At 75.3% G+C, this 15,904-nt stretch carries 15 protein-coding genes; 1 reads left to right on the top strand and 14 read right to left on the bottom strand.

The genetic code is table 11. From position 1 onward, the window contains the following. Positions 1 to 13 precede the first annotated feature (13 nt). The 3 genes from ACFVXG_RS18205 to ACFVXG_RS18195 form a co-directional block, all read right to left on the bottom strand. A complete protein-coding gene (locus ACFVXG_RS18205; RefSeq protein WP_387928672.1) occupies positions 14 to 1,024 on the bottom strand; it encodes a serine/threonine-protein kinase in 1,011 nt (336 codons plus the stop codon). Further along, on the bottom strand, positions 1,021 to 1,623 hold the full coding sequence (locus ACFVXG_RS18200) for a hypothetical protein (protein ID WP_387928670.1): 603 nt from the start codon (positions 1,621 to 1,623) through the stop codon (positions 1,021 to 1,023). The genes ACFVXG_RS18205 and ACFVXG_RS18200 overlap by 4 nt, the downstream gene beginning before the upstream one ends. Positions 1,624 to 1,730: 107 nt before the next feature. Then, entirely contained in the window at positions 1,731 to 4,106 is a 2,376-nt protein-coding gene (locus ACFVXG_RS18195) for an FHA domain-containing protein (protein ID WP_387928669.1), read from the bottom strand. Between the two features lie 125 nt (positions 4,107 to 4,231). On the opposite strand from ACFVXG_RS18195, the gene ACFVXG_RS18190 reads away from it, so the two are divergent. After that, positions 4,232 to 5,581, top strand: coding sequence for an acyltransferase (locus ACFVXG_RS18190; RefSeq protein WP_387928667.1), 1,350 nt, complete (start codon positions 4,232 to 4,234; stop codon positions 5,579 to 5,581). Positions 5,582 to 5,584: 3 nt separating this feature from the next. On the opposite strand, the gene ACFVXG_RS18185 is transcribed toward ACFVXG_RS18190, so the two are convergent. The 11 genes from ACFVXG_RS18185 to ACFVXG_RS18135 all read right to left on the bottom strand — a co-directional run bounded on the left by ACFVXG_RS18185 (position 5,585) and on the right by ACFVXG_RS18135 (position 15,857). Continuing rightward, the gene (locus ACFVXG_RS18185) at positions 5,585 to 6,388 is read right to left on the bottom strand and encodes a DUF3050 domain-containing protein (protein WP_387928665.1); all 804 of its coding nucleotides are present in this window, start codon (positions 6,386 to 6,388) and stop codon (positions 5,585 to 5,587) included. A 51-nt stretch (positions 6,389 to 6,439) separates the two neighbouring features. Next, a complete protein-coding gene (locus ACFVXG_RS18180) occupies positions 6,440 to 7,408 on the bottom strand; it encodes an alpha-ketoacid dehydrogenase subunit beta (RefSeq protein WP_387928663.1) in 969 nt (322 codons plus the stop codon). Then, positions 7,405 to 8,466 carry a thiamine pyrophosphate-dependent dehydrogenase E1 component subunit alpha gene (locus ACFVXG_RS18175; RefSeq protein WP_387928661.1) on the bottom strand — a complete coding sequence of 354 codons (1,062 nt, stop codon included), beginning with the start codon at positions 8,464 to 8,466 and terminating at the stop codon, positions 7,405 to 7,407. Before ACFVXG_RS18175 ends, ACFVXG_RS18180 begins: the two co-directional genes overlap by 4 nt. Then, complete coding sequence (locus ACFVXG_RS18170; protein WP_387928659.1) at positions 8,463 to 9,377, bottom strand: phytanoyl-CoA dioxygenase family protein; 915 nt, start codon at positions 9,375 to 9,377, stop codon at positions 8,463 to 8,465. The genes ACFVXG_RS18175 and ACFVXG_RS18170 overlap by 4 nt, the downstream gene beginning before the upstream one ends. Positions 9,378 to 9,402: 25 nt before the next feature. Beyond that, positions 9,403 to 10,404 carry a 4-hydroxyphenylpyruvate dioxygenase gene (gene hppD / locus ACFVXG_RS18165; protein ID WP_387928658.1) on the bottom strand — a complete coding sequence of 334 codons (1,002 nt, stop codon included), beginning with the start codon at positions 10,402 to 10,404 and terminating at the stop codon, positions 9,403 to 9,405. Positions 10,405 to 10,478: 74 nt separating this feature from the next. After that, entirely contained in the window at positions 10,479 to 11,732 is a 1,254-nt protein-coding gene (locus ACFVXG_RS18160; protein ID WP_387928656.1) for a beta-ketoacyl-[acyl-carrier-protein] synthase family protein, read from the bottom strand. After that, positions 11,729 to 13,360, bottom strand: coding sequence for a class I adenylate-forming enzyme family protein (locus ACFVXG_RS18155; protein ID WP_387928654.1), 1,632 nt, complete (start codon positions 13,358 to 13,360; stop codon positions 11,729 to 11,731). Before ACFVXG_RS18155 ends, ACFVXG_RS18160 begins: the two co-directional genes overlap by 4 nt. 210 nt (positions 13,361 to 13,570) lie before the next feature. Further along, on the bottom strand, positions 13,571 to 14,092 hold the full coding sequence (locus ACFVXG_RS18150) for a beta-ketoacyl synthase N-terminal-like domain-containing protein (RefSeq protein ID WP_387928653.1): 522 nt from the start codon (positions 14,090 to 14,092) through the stop codon (positions 13,571 to 13,573). Positions 14,093 to 14,107: 15 nt separating this feature from the next. Then, the gene (locus tag ACFVXG_RS18145; RefSeq protein WP_387928651.1) at positions 14,108 to 15,307 is read right to left on the bottom strand and encodes a beta-ketoacyl synthase N-terminal-like domain-containing protein; all 1,200 of its coding nucleotides are present in this window, start codon (positions 15,305 to 15,307) and stop codon (positions 14,108 to 14,110) included. Further along, entirely contained in the window at positions 15,304 to 15,585 is a 282-nt protein-coding gene (locus ACFVXG_RS18140; protein WP_387928649.1) for an acyl carrier protein, read from the bottom strand. The genes ACFVXG_RS18145 and ACFVXG_RS18140 overlap by 4 nt, the downstream gene beginning before the upstream one ends. Continuing rightward, a complete protein-coding gene (locus tag ACFVXG_RS18135; protein ID WP_387928647.1) occupies positions 15,582 to 15,857 on the bottom strand; it encodes a phosphopantetheine-binding protein in 276 nt (91 codons plus the stop codon). The genes ACFVXG_RS18140 and ACFVXG_RS18135 overlap by 4 nt, the downstream gene beginning before the upstream one ends. Between the last annotated feature and the right edge of the window lie 47 nt (positions 15,858 to 15,904).

Here is a 15,904-nt window from a genome sequence, read left to right as displayed (position 1 = left end):
TCGACGGTTCTCCCTAACGGCTCCCGGACGGCGGGTGGACGACCGGAACGGCCCAGGCGGGCGGGTCCGGCACCGGGGCGGGAGCGGGGGCCCGGGCGACCGCCGGGACGACCTGGGTGGGCGGGCCGTCGCCGGTCCACGGCGCGGGCCCGGTCGCCGCGCGCAGCTCGGCGACGAACTGCAGGCAGCTGTCGTACCGCTCCCCGGGCGCCTTGGCGAGCGCCCGGGCCAGCACGGCGTCCACCGACTCGGGGAGGTCCGGGCGGTGAAGCCGCAGGTCGGGCGGCGGGTCGTTGAGGTGGGCCCAGAGCAGCGCGAGGTCGCTCTCCCGGCGGAACGGCGGGCTGCCGGCGAGCATCTCGAAGACCACGCAGCCGAGGGCGTACTGGTCGCAGCGCCCGTCCAGCGGCCGACCGGAGATCTGCTCCGGTGCGGCGTAGTCGAGCGTGCCGACGATCTGGCCGACGCTGGTCAGCCCGCTGAGGGAGAGGGACTTCTTGGTGAGCCCGAAGTCCGCCAGGTAGAGGTGCTCGGGGTGCTCGTCGTCGGTACCGGCGGCGACCAGGACGTTGCCCGGCTTGACGTCCCGGTGCACCAGCTCGTGGTCGTGGGCGGCGTCCAGGGCGGAGGCGATCTGCAGGGCCAGCCGGGTGGCGCGCTCGATCGGCAGCGGGGCGTCCCGGCTGATCAGGGCGCGCAGGTCGCCGCCCTCGACGTAGCGCATCGCCAGGTAGAGGATGCCCTCGTGCTCGCCGGCCTCGAACACCGGGACGATGTGCGGGTGGTCGATCCCGGCGGCGGCCTCGGACTCGTGCATGAAGCGCTTCCGGAACACCTCGTTGCGGGCCAGCTCGGGGGCCAGCAGCTTGACCGCGACGGTCCGGCCGAGCCGCAGGTCCTTGGCCCGGTAGACCACGGCCATCCCGCCGCGCCCGATCTCGTGCTCGAGCCGGTAGCCGGCCACCTTCCGCCCGACCAGTCCGGCGGGCAGGCTGGCGGCCGGGGGCGGTTCGGCGGGGATCACGGCTCACCCGTCCGGGTGGGCGCGTACGGGCCCTGCGCCTGCGGGTCGCGCTCCGGCACGGCGCCCGGGGTGGCCCCGGGCGCGGTGCCCGGCGTGACCGCGGGCCCGGCGGACGGCCGCCGGTCGGTGGCCGCGTAGGTCTGCAGTTGCAGCCCGTCGCAGTAGCACCAGCGGTCGTGCACCGGGTCGAACACCCAGAGCGCCTCGCCGTCCGCCACCAGGCCGATCCGCAGGCCCCGGGTCCGCTCCCGGAAGGCCTCCAGGTCCAGGGTGCCCGCGGCGAGGTCCTCCAGCAGGGCGCGGTGCCGGGCGAGCGCCGCCTCGGCCTCGGCGAGGGCGGGGCGCGGGTCGGCGGTGCGGGCGGGCGGTCCGCCCGCGGCGGGCGGCGGGTGGGGGAGCGCGACCAGCAGGCGGCCGTCCACCCAGGCGGTCCAGCCGTTGGAGCAGAGCACCTGCGCCCAGTCGCCCTGCCGGGCGATCAGCCGGACCGGGAGCAGCGGGTCGAGCCGGGCGGAGGGCCGTGCCGGGTCCGGCGCCGTCCAGGTCGCCAGGCCGCCCGGCGGGGCGACGTGGGTGGGGCGGAACGCGAACTCGTCCATGGGCGGGCACATTCCCTCCGCCGCGCCGGCCGGTGCCGGGGGCAGGGGCCGCGTGCGGCACTCGCACCGCAGTTCGCCTCCCACTCTACCGGCGGGGGCGGGGGCGGCTACTTGCGCATGACGGACGGCTCGTGCCGCCGCAGCAGGGCGAGCACCGCCAGCCCGTACGCCACCGCGAGGGCGGCCAGTGCGCCCATGCTGACCAGCCACCCGGTGCGCTCGGGGCGGAACATCGGGTCCGCGGTGATCGGGGTCGGCACGGTGAGCCGGTTCAGGTCGACGGTGCGGGCCATCGCGGACAGGCCCCACCGGGACGGGACCAGCCAGGCGAACTGCTCCAGTCCGGGCACGCCGTGCAGCCGGAGCATCAGGCCGCTGAACACGACCTGGACGATCGCCAGGAGCACCAGCAGCGGCATCGTGGTCTCCTCCTTGGTGACGAGGGCGGAGACCACCAGGCCGAGCACCATCGAGGTGAAGGCGAGCAGCGCGACCTCGACGATCAGCTCCGGCAGCTGGGGCATCAGCACACCGGTCGTCACCGGCGGCGGGGCGTTCGGCCGCGGCTGGGCGGTGAGGGAGACCCCGGCGAGGCCGACCACGGTCAGCACCGCGGCCTGGGCCACCGTGACCGCGCCGAGCACCACCACCTTCGACACCAGGTACGCCGACCTGGACAGCCCGACCACCCGCTCCCGCCGGTAGATCGCGCGCTCCTTGACCAGCTCGCGCACCGCGTTCGCCGAGCCGGTGAGCACCCCGCCGAGGCAGAGCGTGAGCAGGCAGTTGATGGCGTTCTCGTCGGTGAGCCGGGAGCCGGCCATCGCCCGGCACATCAGGCCGATGACGAACGGCAGCACGATCATCACGGTGAGGAACAGCCGGTCGGCGGCGAGCACCGCGGCGTAGCGGCGCACCAGGGTGCCCAGTTGGGAGGCCCAGCGCTGCGGCTTCTCCCGGCCGACGGCCGGAGCGGCCGGCTCCGGCCGGGGCAGCGCGGGCAGGGGGTGTGCCGCCTCGGCCGTCACGTACCGCTGGTACTGCGGCGAGGCGCGGAAGCGGTCCCGGCAGCGGCCCTCGGTGTCGCTCTCGAAGGCCTCGAAGGCCTCCGGCCACTCCTGCTGCCCGAAGTAGGCCAGCGCCTCGGTCGGCGGCCCGTAGTAGGCGGTCCGGCCGCCGGGGGCGAGCACCAGCAGGCGGTCGCACACGTTGAGGCTCAGCACGCTGTGCGTCACCACGACCACCGTGCGGCCGTCGTCGGCCAGGCCGCGCAGCAGGTGCATCACCGAGCGCTCCATGCCCGGGTCCAGGCCGGAGGTCGGCTCGTCGAGGAAGAGCAGCGAGGGCTTGGTGAGCAGCTCCAGGGCGATGCTGACCCGCTTGCGCTGGCCGCCGGAGAGGCTGGCGATCACCTGCCGCTCGCGCGCCTCCAGGCCCAGTTCGCCGATCACCTCGGAGACCCTGGTCTCCCGTTCCTCCTCCGCGGTGTCCCCGGGGAAGCGCAGTTCGGCGGCGTAGGACAGGGCGCGGCGGACGGTCAGCTGGGTGTGCAGGATGTCGTCCTGGGGGACGAGGCCGATCCGGCGGCGCAACTCGGCGTAGTCGCGGTAGAGGTCGCGTCCGTCGTACAGCACGGTGCCCTCGTCGGCGGGGCGCAGCCCGGTGAGCGCGTTGAGCAGGGTGGACTTGCCGGCGCCGCTGGGGCCGGCCACCGCGAGCAGGGCCTTCTCGGCGAGCGGGAAGCCGACGTCGTCCAGCAGCACCCGGTGGTCCGGGCCGACCCGGACGACCAGGTGCTGGACGTCCAGGGAGACTTCACCGGTGTCGGTGTACTCGACCAGCCGGCCGTCGGCCAGGCAGAGCGCGGAGTGGCCGATGCCGACGAGGTCGGCCGGGCCGACCGGGGCGCGGCGCACCGGGCGGCCGTTGAGGTAGGTGCCGTTGTGGCTGTCCAGGTCGACGATCTCGTGCCCGCCGCCGGGCAGTTCGCGCAGTTCGGCGTGGTGCCGGGAGACCACCAGGTCGTCCAGGACCAGGTCGTTGTCGGGCGCCCGGCCGATCCGCAGGGTGCGGCCGGGCAGCTCCAGGACGGCGCTCGGGCTGCGGAAGGTGCCGGAGCTGCGCGGGGCGAGCAGCACGGTGCGCTCGCCCGGGGCGGGGTCGGGCAGTCCGGCGAAGGTCGCGGACGGGCCGGTGGCCGGATCGCCGAAGCGCAGCCGGGTGCCCGGGCCGACGTCCTCGTGGTCGATCCGGCGGCCCTGGTCGAAGGTGCCGTTGGTGCTGCCGACGTCCTCCAGCAGCCAGTGGTCGGCGGCGGCGCGCAGCACCGCGTGGTGCCAGGAGACCCGGGGGTCGTCCAGCACGATCTCGCTGGTCGGGTCCCGGCCCAGGTGGTAGGCCCGGGTCGGGTCGATCAGCCGCGATTCGCGGTCGGTGACCAGGACGAGGGGCGGCGCGGTGGGCGCGCCGGGGCGCTGTCCCATGCTCGGCATTCTATCGTCGGCGCCCCCGAACGGCCTTTCCGGATCCTGACATTGGACTGGACCACTGCCTCGGCGCGGCACTATCGTTCGGCGTGCCCGCAGGCCACGCCCCGGTTTGGAGACGCATGAGCACCTGGCCGAGACCGCGCGACTCCCGCACCGTCCGAGCCGGCCGCGCCGACGGCCGGGTGCTGCGCCTGGGCCTGATGGACACCATGCTCGCCGACCTCGCCGTCTCCGTCGTGCTCTGCTTCGACCGGCCGCTGGACGAGGACCGGCTCGCCGCCGGACTCGCCCTCGCCCTGGAGCGGGTACCGGTGTTCGCCGGGCGGCTGCGCACCGAGGGCGGCGTGCTCCGGGCGGTCTGCGACGACTCCGGCGTGCCGCTGGAGCTCTACACCGTGGACGGCACCCTCACCGAGGCGATGGGCCGGGTGGTCGCGGCCGGCTCCGAACTGGTCGACCCGGTGGACGCCCGGGCGGCGCGCACCGGCGGTGCCCCGCTGCTCACCGTACGGGTCACCCGGACCGCCGACGGCGGGACGGTGCTCGGCTGCTCCTGGCACCACGCGATCGGGGACCTGCACAGCTTCATGCTGCTGCTGCGGATCTGGTCCGCGGCGGTCGAGGGCGAACCGCTGCCGGAGGCCGAACTCGTCGACGACCAGGACGCGTTGCTGGACGCGGTACTGCCGGCCGAGGACTGCGGACGGCCCGGCTTCCGGCTGCCGGACCCGGCCGAGGCGGAGCTACTGGCCCGCGAGGTCGCGGCCGGGCCGCGCGCCAACCGGACCGTCCAGATCGCCTTCACCGAGGCCGAAGTCGGCCGGATGCGCGAGGAGTTCGGGGCCGCCGCCGGGCGGCGGCTCTCCGCCGGGGACGTGCTCTGCGCCCATGTGCTCGCCACCCTGCGGGAGTTGGACGGCGACCGGGACGAGCGGATGCTCACCGTCCCGGTCAACGCCCGCCGCCAGTTGGGCCTTTCGCCCGCCCTGGTGGGCAACCTGCTGAGCGAGGTGCACGTGCCGCACCGGCCGAAGGACGGGCCGGCGGTGCTGGCGGGCGCACTGCGGACGGCGGTCGAGGAGTTCCCGACCGCCCACCTCAACCTGCGCTCCAACCTGGACTTCCTGGCGGGGCTGGGCCGTTCGCGGCTGGGGGAGTGCGTGCCGCTGGGCTTCGACCCGCGGCAGCGCCGGTTCAGCTTCTCCAACTGGAGCCGCTTCGGGGCCTACCGGGTGAGCTTCGGGGCCGGCTCGCCGGTGTTCGTCAGCCCGGCCGCCAACTACCCCCTGCCCTGGGTCAGTTGGACGATCGAGGGGTACCGCGGCGAGGGCTGGCTGACCACCGTGGTGCTGCCCGCCCGGCTGGCCGCCCGGGTGCGCGGGGCGGACGGCCGGGCGGCGCTGCACCGGTTCCGGGCGGCGGGTGACGAGCCGCCCGGCTCGGCGGCGGTGCTGCCGAAGGTGCTCTGAGGGTCACTCCCGTGCGGTGGGCTGGAAGGACTGCTCGATCGCGGTCCAGAGCCGGAGTCGGGCCTCCAGCGCTGTCCGGACCGTCTCGGCGCAGGAGTCCCACAGGGCCTGGTCGTCGCCGCACAGGTCGATCAGCATCTGCATCGCCATCGGGGTGTGCTGCTCGCCGTCCACCTCGATGTGGCGGGCCAGGTAGTCCTTGAAGACGGTGAGCACGCCGTCGGGGTCGTCGATCCCGACCACCTGGGTGAACATGTCCGGGATCAGGTCCTCCCGGCCGAAGGCGAAGGCGGCGGCCCGGGCGTGCACCGGCGCGTTCTCCACGATCGACCAGGTGACGGAGGTGAAGTCCACGGCCGGGTCGGGCACCCCGGCGGCCTTGAGGGCCTCCGGCACGGCCTCGCCGGAACCCAGCAGCGCCAGGAAGTCCGCCACCGGGCGGGGATCGGCACCGGCCTGGCGCATGCCCTCGACGTACAGCTCGAAGTGGCTGGTGTAGCCCTCGCCCAGCTCGTCGCTCTCCTCCACCAGGACGATCTCGTTGATCAGTCGTCGGCTGGCGGTCGGGCCGCTCGGGACCCACGGCACGTCCACGCAGGTGAGGTCGCGCTGCAGGCTCTTGAGCAGCGACATGAAGTCCCAGACCGCGAAGACGTGGCTGTTCAGGAAGGTGCGGACGCGCGCGATGCTGGTGAGCGAGCGGTACACCGAGTGCTCGACCACCTCGCGGCGCAGCGGGTCGATGGCCTGCTGGAGGCTGGTGAGGCCGGGGTGCGAGCGGTCCCAGTGGTAGCGGTTGGTCGACATCGGTGCTCCTGTTCTCGGGGGTGGGGGTGGGTGCGGGGGTGGGTGCGGGGGTCAGCCGGTCTTCATGACGGACCGCAGCGCGTGCCGCAGCTGCTCCCGGCCGGGCTGGACGGCCCGGTCGAGGGCGGGGGCGAAGGGCAGCACCGCGCCGTCCGGGCGGGTGATCCGGCGGGGCGGGGCGATCAGGCGCATCTCCTCGGCGGCGGTGGCCAGCACCTCGGCGCCGAAGCCGCAGCTGCGGTTGGAGTCGTCCACGACGACCAGCCGGCCGGTGCGATCCAGCGACTCGGCGAGCGCCGGCCAGTCGAAGGGGTGGACGGTGCGCGGGTCCAGGACCTCCACCGAGAGCTCCGGTGCCAACTCCTCGGCGACGGCCAGGGCGTCGTGCACCAGGTGCCCGAGGGCGACCAGGGTGACGTCCGTGCCGGGCCGGTGGATCCGGGCCCGCCCCAGCGGGACGGGCGCCAGCTCCCAGGTGACCGTCTCGCGCACCGGCAGGGCCGCCGCCGGGGCGAACACCACCACCGGGTCCGGGTCGCGGATCGCCGAGCGCAGCAGCCCGTAGGCGTCGGTCGGGGTGGCGGGCACCACGGTCTTCACCCCGGCGTGCGCGAACAGGCTGTACGGGTGGTCGGAGTGCTGCCCGGCCCAGCCGTCCCGGGAGCCCGAGCCGGGCACCAGGCAGGTCAGCGGGACGGCCGCCTGGCCGCCGGTCATCAGCGAGAACTTGTGGGCCTGGTTGACGAGTTGCTCGAAGACCAGGAAGAGCAGCGAGGGGATCTGGAACTCCAGCACCGGCCGCCGCCCGGCCAGTGCGGCGCCCATCGCCATCGCGGTGAAGGCCTGTTCGGAGAGCGGGGTGTCCACGATCCGCCCGGGGCCGAAGCGGTCCAGCAGGCCCAGGGTCGGGCCGGCCAGGCCGGCGCCGATGTCCTCGCCGAACACGCAGACCGCCGGGTCCTCGGCGAGTTCGTCGGCCAGCGCCCGGTTGAGCGCCTTGGTGTACGAGAGCCTGGTCACGCCGACACCCCCGCCCGGGGCCGCAGGCCGTCGGCGTACAGGTGGTCCAGCGCGCCCGCCGGGTCCGGGTGGGCCGAGGCCAGGGCGAACTCCTCGGCGGCGGCCAGCTGTTCGGCCACCGAGCGGTCCAGTTCGGCGACCGTCGCCGGGTCGAGCGGGCCGGCGGCGCGGGCCAGCGGGTCGTGCTCGCGCCAGGCCGCGACCTCCTCGGGGGTGCGGTAGCGCAGCTTCATCCGGCGTTCCATGGTGTGGTGGCCCTCGTAGCGGTAGGTGCGGCACTCCAGGAAGCCCGGGCCGCCGCCCGCGCGGGCCCGCTCGACGGCGTGCCGGGCGGCGGCCCGGACGGCCTCGGTGTCCATGCCGTCCACCTGCTCGGCGGGGATGCCGAAGGCGGCGGCTCGGCCGGTGGCGGTGCCCGCGACGGCGGTGGCGGCGGGCAGGGTGGTGGCGTAACCGTTGTTCTCGCAGACGAACACCACCGGCAGCCGCCACATCGCCGCGAGGTTGAACGACTCCAGCAGCACGCCCTGGTTGAGCGCGCCGTCGCCGAAGAAGGAGACCGCGACTGGGCTGCCGGTGGTTGAGCCGTGCGTGTCGTGCGTGTCGTGCGTGCCGTGCGTGGTGTGCGTGCCGTGCGGGGCGTGCTTGGCGGCCCAGGCGGCGCCGACCGCGATCGGGGCCCCGGCGCCGACGATGCCGTTGGCGCCGAGGATGCCCAGCGACAGGTCGGCGGCGTGCATCGAACCGCCCCGGCCGCCGTTCAACCCGTCGACCCGGCCCGCGAGTTCGGCCAGCAGCCGGTGCGGGGCGGCGCCCCGGGCGAGCACGTGGCCGTGGCCGCGGTGGGTGCTGGTCAGCCGGTCGGCCGGGCCGAGCGCCGAGCAGACGCCGACCGCGACGGCCTCCTGCCCGATGTACGGGTGGATGCCGCCGGGGATTGCGCCGGTCTTCACCAGGCCGAGCGCCAGCTCCTCGAAGCCGCGGATCAGCCGCAGCATCCGGTAGCGCTCGGCCGGGGTGGCCAGCGGGGCGATCACGGCAGCGGGCGGTGCGGTCACAGCGTTCCCCGCCAGGTCGTCGGGCAGAACGCCGGGTCGGCGTAGTCCGGCCGGTCGTCGGCGGTGCGGCGCACCAGCACGTCGTGGTTGTACACCACCGGGCCGCCGTCCGGCCGTTCGTGCCGGCGGTACTCGTTGGCGCCGTCCTGGAGGTGCAGCGAGACGGCCCGGCGGGGGAAGGCGGCCAGGTTGGGGCCGCTGCCGTGGTAGGTGCGGCAGTGGTGGAAGGACATGTGGCCGCGCGGGATCAGCATCGGGACCTTCCGCACCCGCTGCCCGTTGAACGCGGCGTTGGCCTCCAGGATGGCGTCCAGCTCGGAGCTGTCGCGGTCGGCGAAGTGCCGGGTGGAGTCCTCCCCGGAGGGCATCTCCCGCCAGCGGTGGCTGCCGTCGACCATGGTGATGGTGCCGTTCTCCTCCCGGCAGTCGTGGAACGGGATGAAGGCGGTGAGCATGTCCTCAGACGTCGAGGTCTGCCAGTAGTGCTTGTCGAAGTGCCACGGCACCTGGTTGGTGGGCTCGCCGGGCACCGGCGGCTTGTAGATCAGGGTGGCCTGGAAGATCCGGATCTCCTCGGCCCCGGCGAGCAGTGCGGCGACCGCGCCGACCAGCGGCTTGCGCAGGACGGCGCCGATCGCGTCGCTCTCGTGGTGGACGTAGTCGTTGTGCCGCTGGATCGGCCCGTGCGAGGGCTCCCAGGCGGCCAACCGGGGCGGGCGGAGGGGCAGTTCGCGGTCGCGGTGGCCGGCGTAGTACAGCTCGGTGGCGGCCTGGAGGGTGTCCAGTTCCTCGTCGGTGAACAGCTTGCGGGAGAGGTACCAGCCGTGCTCGCGGTAGTGCGCCACCTCCTCGGGGGTGGGCAGCAGGGCGCGTTCGGCGTCGGTGAGGCGGAACTCGGCGATGGTGGTCATCGGTGGTGCTTCCCTTCTGGGGCGGTCAGCGGGCGGCGGCGGAGGTCTGTCGCTCGACCGCCTCGTAGAGCGCCTTGATGTTCGCGGTGCCGAACGTGCCCGCGCCCTGTCGCTCGATCAGTTCCAGGAAGGAGGTGCGCCGGGGGTGGGTCGAGCGGGCGAAGATCTGGAACAGCTGGCCGCCGTGGTCCTGGTCCACCAGGATGTGCAGGTCGCGCAGGGTCTCCACGGGGATGGCCGTACCGCCGAGCCGCTCGGTGAGCGCGTCGAAGTAGGCGCCCGGGGTGGTCAGGAACTCCACACCGCGGGAGCGGGCGGTCCGCACGGCGGTGGCGATGTCCCGGGTGCTGAACGCCAGGTGCTGCACCCCGGCGCCGCCGTGGGCGGCCAGGAACTCGTCGATCTGGCCGGGGCGGCGGGCGGTGTCGGGCTCGATCAGGGTGAAGGTGACCAGGCCGGAGGCGCTCTGCACCACGGTGGAGTCCATCGCCTGCTCGCCGACCTCGATGTACTCCTCGAAGATCGCGTGGAAGCCGAGCGCGGCCTCGCAGAACCGTACGGCGTCGGCGAGTTCACCGCCGGGCAGGCAGATCGCGACGTGGTCGAGGGCGTCCAGCAGGCCGGGCTCGGTGCTCTTGGCGGCCTCGCCGGGCCCGGCTGCGTGCATCGAGGTGAACCGCAGGGCGGTGTCCCCGAAGCCGGCGATCAGGCAGGCCTCCCGGTCCAGCACCCGGGCGCCGTGGCGCTCGGCCCGCTCCAGGGCGGCCCGCGGGTCGGCGCAGCCGAGGGCCAGGGCGGCGACGCCGTCCCCGTGCCGGGCGACGTAGGCGGACACCGGGTGGCCGGGGTCGGCGGCGGAGGTCATCCGCAGCCGGATCGAACCCTGGCGCAGGTCGATGGAGCGGGTGCCGTCCGCCGAGGTGCTCGGCGGCGCGGCGGTGAAGTCGTAGTCGGCGTGCAGTCCGGCGGCGGTCTTGTCGGCGTCCGCGCAGTGGAAGTCGACGCGGGCGATGGTCTGGATGGACAACGGGATCTCCCCCCGGAGGGATGGTGGTTCGGGGACCGGCGCGCGGCCGGGCGGCGCTGCCCGGAGGACACGCCCTACGGAGTGCGGACGGAGGCCGGGCCGAGGATCAGGCTCAGGTTGTGGCCGCCGAAGGCGAAGGCGTTGCTCAGCGCGGCGCGCACCGGGGTGGACCGGGCGGCGCCCCGGACGTGGTCCAGGTCGCAGGCCGGGTCCGGGTCGGTCAGGTTGAGCGTCGGCGGCAGCGTCCCCCTCGCCACCGCCAGGGCCGTCACTGCCGCCTCCAACGCGCCTGCGGCGCCCAGGAGATGGCCGGTGGCGCCTTTGGTGGAGCTGACCGCCGGCGGGTGCGCGCCGAAGACGGCGTGCAGGGCGGCGGTCTCGGCCGTGTCGCCGAGCTTGGTGCCGGTGCCGTGGGCGTTCACGTAGTCGATGTCGCCCGGCGCCAGGCCCGCGTTGGCGAGCGCCATGCGCATCGCGTCGGCGGCGCCGGTGCCGTCCGGGCGGGGCATGGTCGGGTGGTGGGCGTCGGTGGAGGCGCCCCAACCGAGCACGTCTGCGTACCCGTTGGCGCCGCGTGCCGCGGCGTGAGCGGCGCTCTCCAGGACCAGGACGGCGCTGCCCTCGCCCAGCACGAAGCCGTTGCGGCGGCTGTCGAAGGGCCGGCTGGACTGCTCCGGGTCCTCCCAACCCTGCGCCAGGGCACGGGCGTTGGTGAAGGCGGCGGCGATGGTCGGGTGCAGCGAGGACTCGGTGCCGCCGCACACCACCACGTCGGCGTCGCCCGCGCGGATCAGCCGCAGCCCCTCGGCGATCGCCTGGGCGCCGGCCGCGCAGGCTGTCACCACGGCCGAACTGTAGCCGCGGATCCCGTACTTGATGGCGATCCGGGCGGTGGCCATGTTGGAGAGCATGCCCGGCAGCAGGTACGGGCTGACGCCTGGGCGGCCGCGCTCCAGCCGGCGGTGCGACTGCTGCTCGAAGGTCTCCAGGCCGCCGCCCCCGGTGGCCAGCACCACGGCGGTGCGGTGCGGGTCGGCGTCCCGGCCGACCACCAGGGCGGCGTCGGCGAGCGCGTCGTCGGCGGCGGCCAGGGCGAGCAGCACGAAGCGGTCCACGCAGCGGGTCTCGGTGGGCGGCAGCACCTCGCGCCCGTCGACGGCGGGGGCGATCCCGGCGGCGGGCAGCCAGCCGTGCGCGGGGTGGCCCTCGGGGACGGCGCGCAGGCCGGAGCGGCCGGCCGCCAGCGCCTCGAACACCTCGGCGGGCTTGCGGCCGAGCGGCGAGACCAGGCCGATGCCGGTGATGACGGCGGCTTCGCGTCCGGTCACCGGGCGCTCACTGTCTCGAGGTGGCGCTGACGCAGCAGCACCTTGCGGACCTTGCCGGTCGGGCCGAGCGGGATGTCGTCGCCGGTGACCACCAGGACCTGGCGCACGGTCGCGGCGGTGGCCTCGTCCAGGGCGGCGACCACGGCCTTCTCGCGGTCGGCCGCGGCGGCGGCGCCCCGGTCGGCGTCCTCGGCCAGGAGTAGCAGCACATCGGTGACGACCCGACCGCCGTCCCGGACCGCGACCACCGTGCAGTCCAGCACGTCCGGGCGGGCGGCCAGCACCCGCTCCTCCGACATCGCGGTGAACAGCCTTTTGCCGTCGGCGAGTTCGAGTGAGTCGACGGCCCGGTCGACGTGGTACCAGTAGCCCTCCTCGTCCCGGTACATCAGGTCCCCGGTGAGGAAGCGGCCGCGCAGCCGGGTACGGAAGGTGGTGGCCGAGTCGTTCCAGTAGCCGAGCGCCAAGGTCGGTGAGGCGGTGGCGAGTTCGCCGACCTCGCCGGGGCCGAGCGGCTCGCCGTCCGGGCCGACCACCTCGCAGTCCACGAAGGCGTGCGGGCGGCCGACGCAGCGCCCGTAGCGTTCGGTACCGGGGCCGTGGGTGATGAAGAAGTGGGAGTGGCCCATCTCGGTGGAGCCGAGGCCGTCCACGAACAGCGAGCCGGGCAGCCTGGTCCGGCCCTCGCGGGTGACGGTCTGCCGGCTGCCGGTGGCGATCAGCCGGCGGATGTGCACCTCGTGGGCGCAGTCGCCGGTGTTCCACCAGAGCGCGACGGACGCCAAGTCCCGTGCGGCCAGGTCGTGGTGGGCGAGGTCGGACCAGGTGGCGGCGAAGCCGACCACCCCGGTGGGGCGCCAGCGCTCGATCGCGTCCAGCACCCCGGCGCCGGACTGGCCGGAGAGGCAGGCGAGTTCGGTGTGCGAGCTGAGCGCCAGGTTGAGCGCGATCAGCGTCGCGGCGTGCGGGGCGGGCAGGGCGCTGAGCATCCGGTCCTGGCCCTGCGGGCGGGGCAGCCGCAACCGGTGGCGGATCGCCGCGTACAGGCTCGCGTGGGAGTGCACAACGGCCTTGGGCATGCCGGTGGTGCCGGAGGAGTGGGTGATCGCCACCGGGTCCCCGGACCAGTGCCGGTACGGCTCCGGGGCGGCGTCCGGGTCGCCCGCGCCGAGGGTGGCGATCTCGGGCAGCAGCGGTGAGCCCGGGTCGTGGCCGGCCAGGGCGGCCAGGTGGGCGGGGTCGGCGAGCACCCCGGCGGCGCCGATCCGGGCGATGTAGCGGGCGGCCCGCTCGCCGTCCAGGTTGGGGTTGAGCAGGGCGGGGACGGCGCCGAGCCGGGCCAGCGCGAGGAAGGCGAGCACGTGGTCGGCGGCGTCGCTCGCGTAGACCACGACCGGGTCGCGCCGGGTGATGCCGAGGCCGTGCAGGGCGGCGGCGCGGGCCCGGACGGCGCGGTCGAGCTCGCGCAGGGTGAGCGGCTGCCAGGCGGGGTGGTGGTCCACCGGGGTGTCGAAGGTGAGCAGCGGCTCGTCCAGGCCCTGGCCGAGGGCGATCCGGGCGGTCAGCACGTTGCCGGCGCCCACGTCGGGGTCGTCCGCGAGGTGGGTGCGGAGACTGCGGATGGTCACGGGGGTGGATCCCTCCCTCGGGGCCGGGGCGGCCCGGGCGGCTGATCGGGTGTCGGGGTGCGGCGGGCGCGGACGGCGGCCTGGCGTCGGCTTGGCGGCGGTGGATTGTCGGCGGTGCGGGGGTGGGCCGGGCGGTCGCTGGTGTGCCGGGTACAGCTGCGTCAGGCGGCGGGCCTCATGGACGGCTACGGCCGGGGAGGCCCCGCCGGTTCAGTCGGCAGGGTGGGTGAGCAGCACGGCCACGGCGTGGTCGCCGTCGGCGGACTGCTCGGCGGCGATGACCAGGACGTGGTCGGCGTCGCCGTCGGCCAGCAGCAGCGCGGCCAGCTCGTACGCGTCCGCGGGGACCGTGCCGGGTACGGCCTCGGCCGGGCTGATCGCCACCACGGGGCCGGTCAGGCCCCAGCGGGCGGCGATGTGCCCGAGGACGGCGTTGGGGTTGGACTGGAAGAACAGCAGCGGGGCCGGGCGCCGTCCGGGCTCCGCGCTCAGGTCGATGGCGCGCGCGGTGGCGCGGTCGCCGCTCGCGCTGGCGAGCAGCAGGGCGGTGCGTCCGGGCGCCGGGGGCGGGCCGTGGTGGGCGCGCAGGCAGTGGTCGGCGGTGTCGGCGATCAGCGGGCCCAGGCCGGAGGGGAGGAAGCCGGGCAGCGGTGGCGGGGGCCCGTCGAGGTCCGGGCCGGGGCGACGGGCCTCGGCGAGGACGCGCAGGGCGGTGGTGGCAGGGGTGGTCATGGTGTGGTGTCGGGGTCAGGCGGCGGCCAGCAGCAGGGCGGTGTTGGCGCCGCCGAAGGCGGAGTTGAGGCTGAGTGCGTAGTCCGGGCGGGCGGTGTGCGGGCCGTCCAGCACGAGGTCGAGCCGGACGTCCGGGTCGGGGCCGAGCCAGCCCGCGTTCACCGGGGTCAGGCCGGTGTCCAAGGCGCCGACAGTGACGGCGAGTTCGAGCAGGGCGGAGGCCTCCAGGGCGTGGCCGTGCACGGATTTGCTGGAACTGACCGGCAGTTGGTCGGTGTGCGGGCCGAACACCCGCCGCAGGGCGGTGGCTTCGGCCTGGTCGGCGAGGTCGGAGCCGGTGCCGTTGGCGTTGACGTAGCCGACCTGCTCCGGGGTGACGTCCGCGCGGGCCAGCGCGGCCTCGATCGCCCGGGCCACCCCGGTGCCGTCCGGTTCCGGGCGGCAGACGTGGTGGGCGTCCCCGGCCCGGCCCCAGCCCGCGAGCCGGGCGAGCGCGGGCGCGCCGCGCCGTTCGGCGGCCGGGGCGGACTCGACCAGGACGGCGGCGGCCGCGTCGCCGAGCAGGGTGCCGGTGCGTCCGGCGCTGAACGGGCGCAGTTCGCCGTCCCGGGCCAGGGTGCGTCCGGCGTCGAAGACGGCGAACACCCCGGGTTCGACCAGATGGCCGGCCGCGACCAGGACGCGCTCGTGCCGTCCACCGGCGACCAGGGCGGCGGCGTCGGCGACGGCGGTGGCCGCCGCCACGCAGGCACCGGTGTACACCCGGGTGACGCCCGGCGCGCTCCAGTGCGCGCGGACCCCGGCCGCCACCGCGTCGGCGGTGGCGCGGGTGCGCTCGTCACTGTGCAGGGCGAGCAGGACGGGCAGTGCGGCGCCCTCGGCGGCGGTCAGCCCGGCCTGCCGGCAGGCCTGCCCGATCGCGTCGAGCACCGCCCGGGCGAGCGGGAAGGTGCTGGCCAGCGGCACCGTCCCGGGCAGCAGGGCGGCCCGGGTGGTGCGGCGGGCGCTCACGTCGAAGCGGGTCACCTCGGCGAACGCGGCCTTGCCGTGGGCGGCGGCCTCGGTCAGCGCGGCGAGCCCGCGCCCGGCGGCGCTGAGCACCCCGAGACCGGTGACCGCCGGGCGGGCGGAGGCCGCTACGGGCTGGGGCGCGGAGGGTCGGGACGCGGCGGGCCGGGGCGTCGGGACGGGCCCGGGCGTGACGGCGTCGGTCACGGCCGCGCCCCGGCGTGTGCGGCCAGCACCGTCGAGCGCAGCAGCTCGGTGGCGTCGTCGACCGTCCGTACGGCGCCGAAGTGCTCGTCGTCCAGGTCCACCTGGATGCTGTAACGCTGCTCGAACTCGGCGATCAGCCAGGTCAGTTCGAGCGAGCCGAGTTCCTCGGGCACGGTGTCGGCGGCGCGCTGCCCGAACGCCGCCAGCATCGCCAGGACCTCGGCCCGGTCGGGGAGCCTGCCGGGCGCGGAGCCCGCGGGGCGGGCGGTGCCGGTCACGCGGCGCTGCCGGCGGCGGCGGGGAGGGCGTCGATCCGCTTGACGACGTCGGCGGTGAACTCGTCCAGCGTCATCATCGCGGTGGTCTCCATCTCGTCCAGGTCGAACTTGATCCCGAACTCGTCCTCGACCTGCACCGAGAGCTCGGCCAGCGCGAGCGATTCGAGGTCCAGCCCGGCCGGGCCGAGGTCGGTGTCCCCGGTGACCTCGGAGATGTCGTACTGCATCTCGGTGAGGGCGGCCAGAACGAACGCGCGGATGCGGTCCTGCATGATGGTGGGCTCCTTGTCGGGGTGGTGCGGAGGGTGGCCGGCGGTGG

This window comes from Kitasatospora sp. NPDC058162, from assembly GCF_042884005.1.
Taxonomy (GTDB): Bacteria; Actinomycetota; Actinomycetes; order Streptomycetales; family Streptomycetaceae; genus Kitasatospora.
This window is presented reverse-complemented; position numbering and strand designations above follow the sequence as displayed.

Coding starts and splice junctions, on each gene's coding strand:
- ACFVXG_RS18200 (WP_387928670.1), bottom strand. CDS start 1,623: ATGGACGAGTTCGCGTTCCGCCCCACCCACGTCGCCCCGCCGGGCGGC.
- ACFVXG_RS18195 (WP_387928669.1), bottom strand. CDS start 4,106: ATGGGACAGCGCCCCGGCGCGCCCACCGCGCCGCCCCTCGTCCTGGTC.
- ACFVXG_RS18190 (WP_387928667.1), top strand. CDS start 4,232: ATGAGCACCTGGCCGAGACCGCGCGACTCCCGCACCGTCCGAGCCGGC.
- ACFVXG_RS18185 (WP_387928665.1), bottom strand. CDS start 6,388: ATGTCGACCAACCGCTACCACTGGGACCGCTCGCACCCCGGCCTCACC.
- ACFVXG_RS18170 (WP_387928659.1), bottom strand. CDS start 9,377: ATGACCACCATCGCCGAGTTCCGCCTCACCGACGCCGAACGCGCCCTG.
- ACFVXG_RS18150 (WP_387928653.1), bottom strand. CDS start 14,092: ATGACCACCCCTGCCACCACCGCCCTGCGCGTCCTCGCCGAGGCCCGT.
- ACFVXG_RS18135 (WP_387928647.1), bottom strand. CDS start 15,857: ATGCAGGACCGCATCCGCGCGTTCGTTCTGGCCGCCCTCACCGAGATG.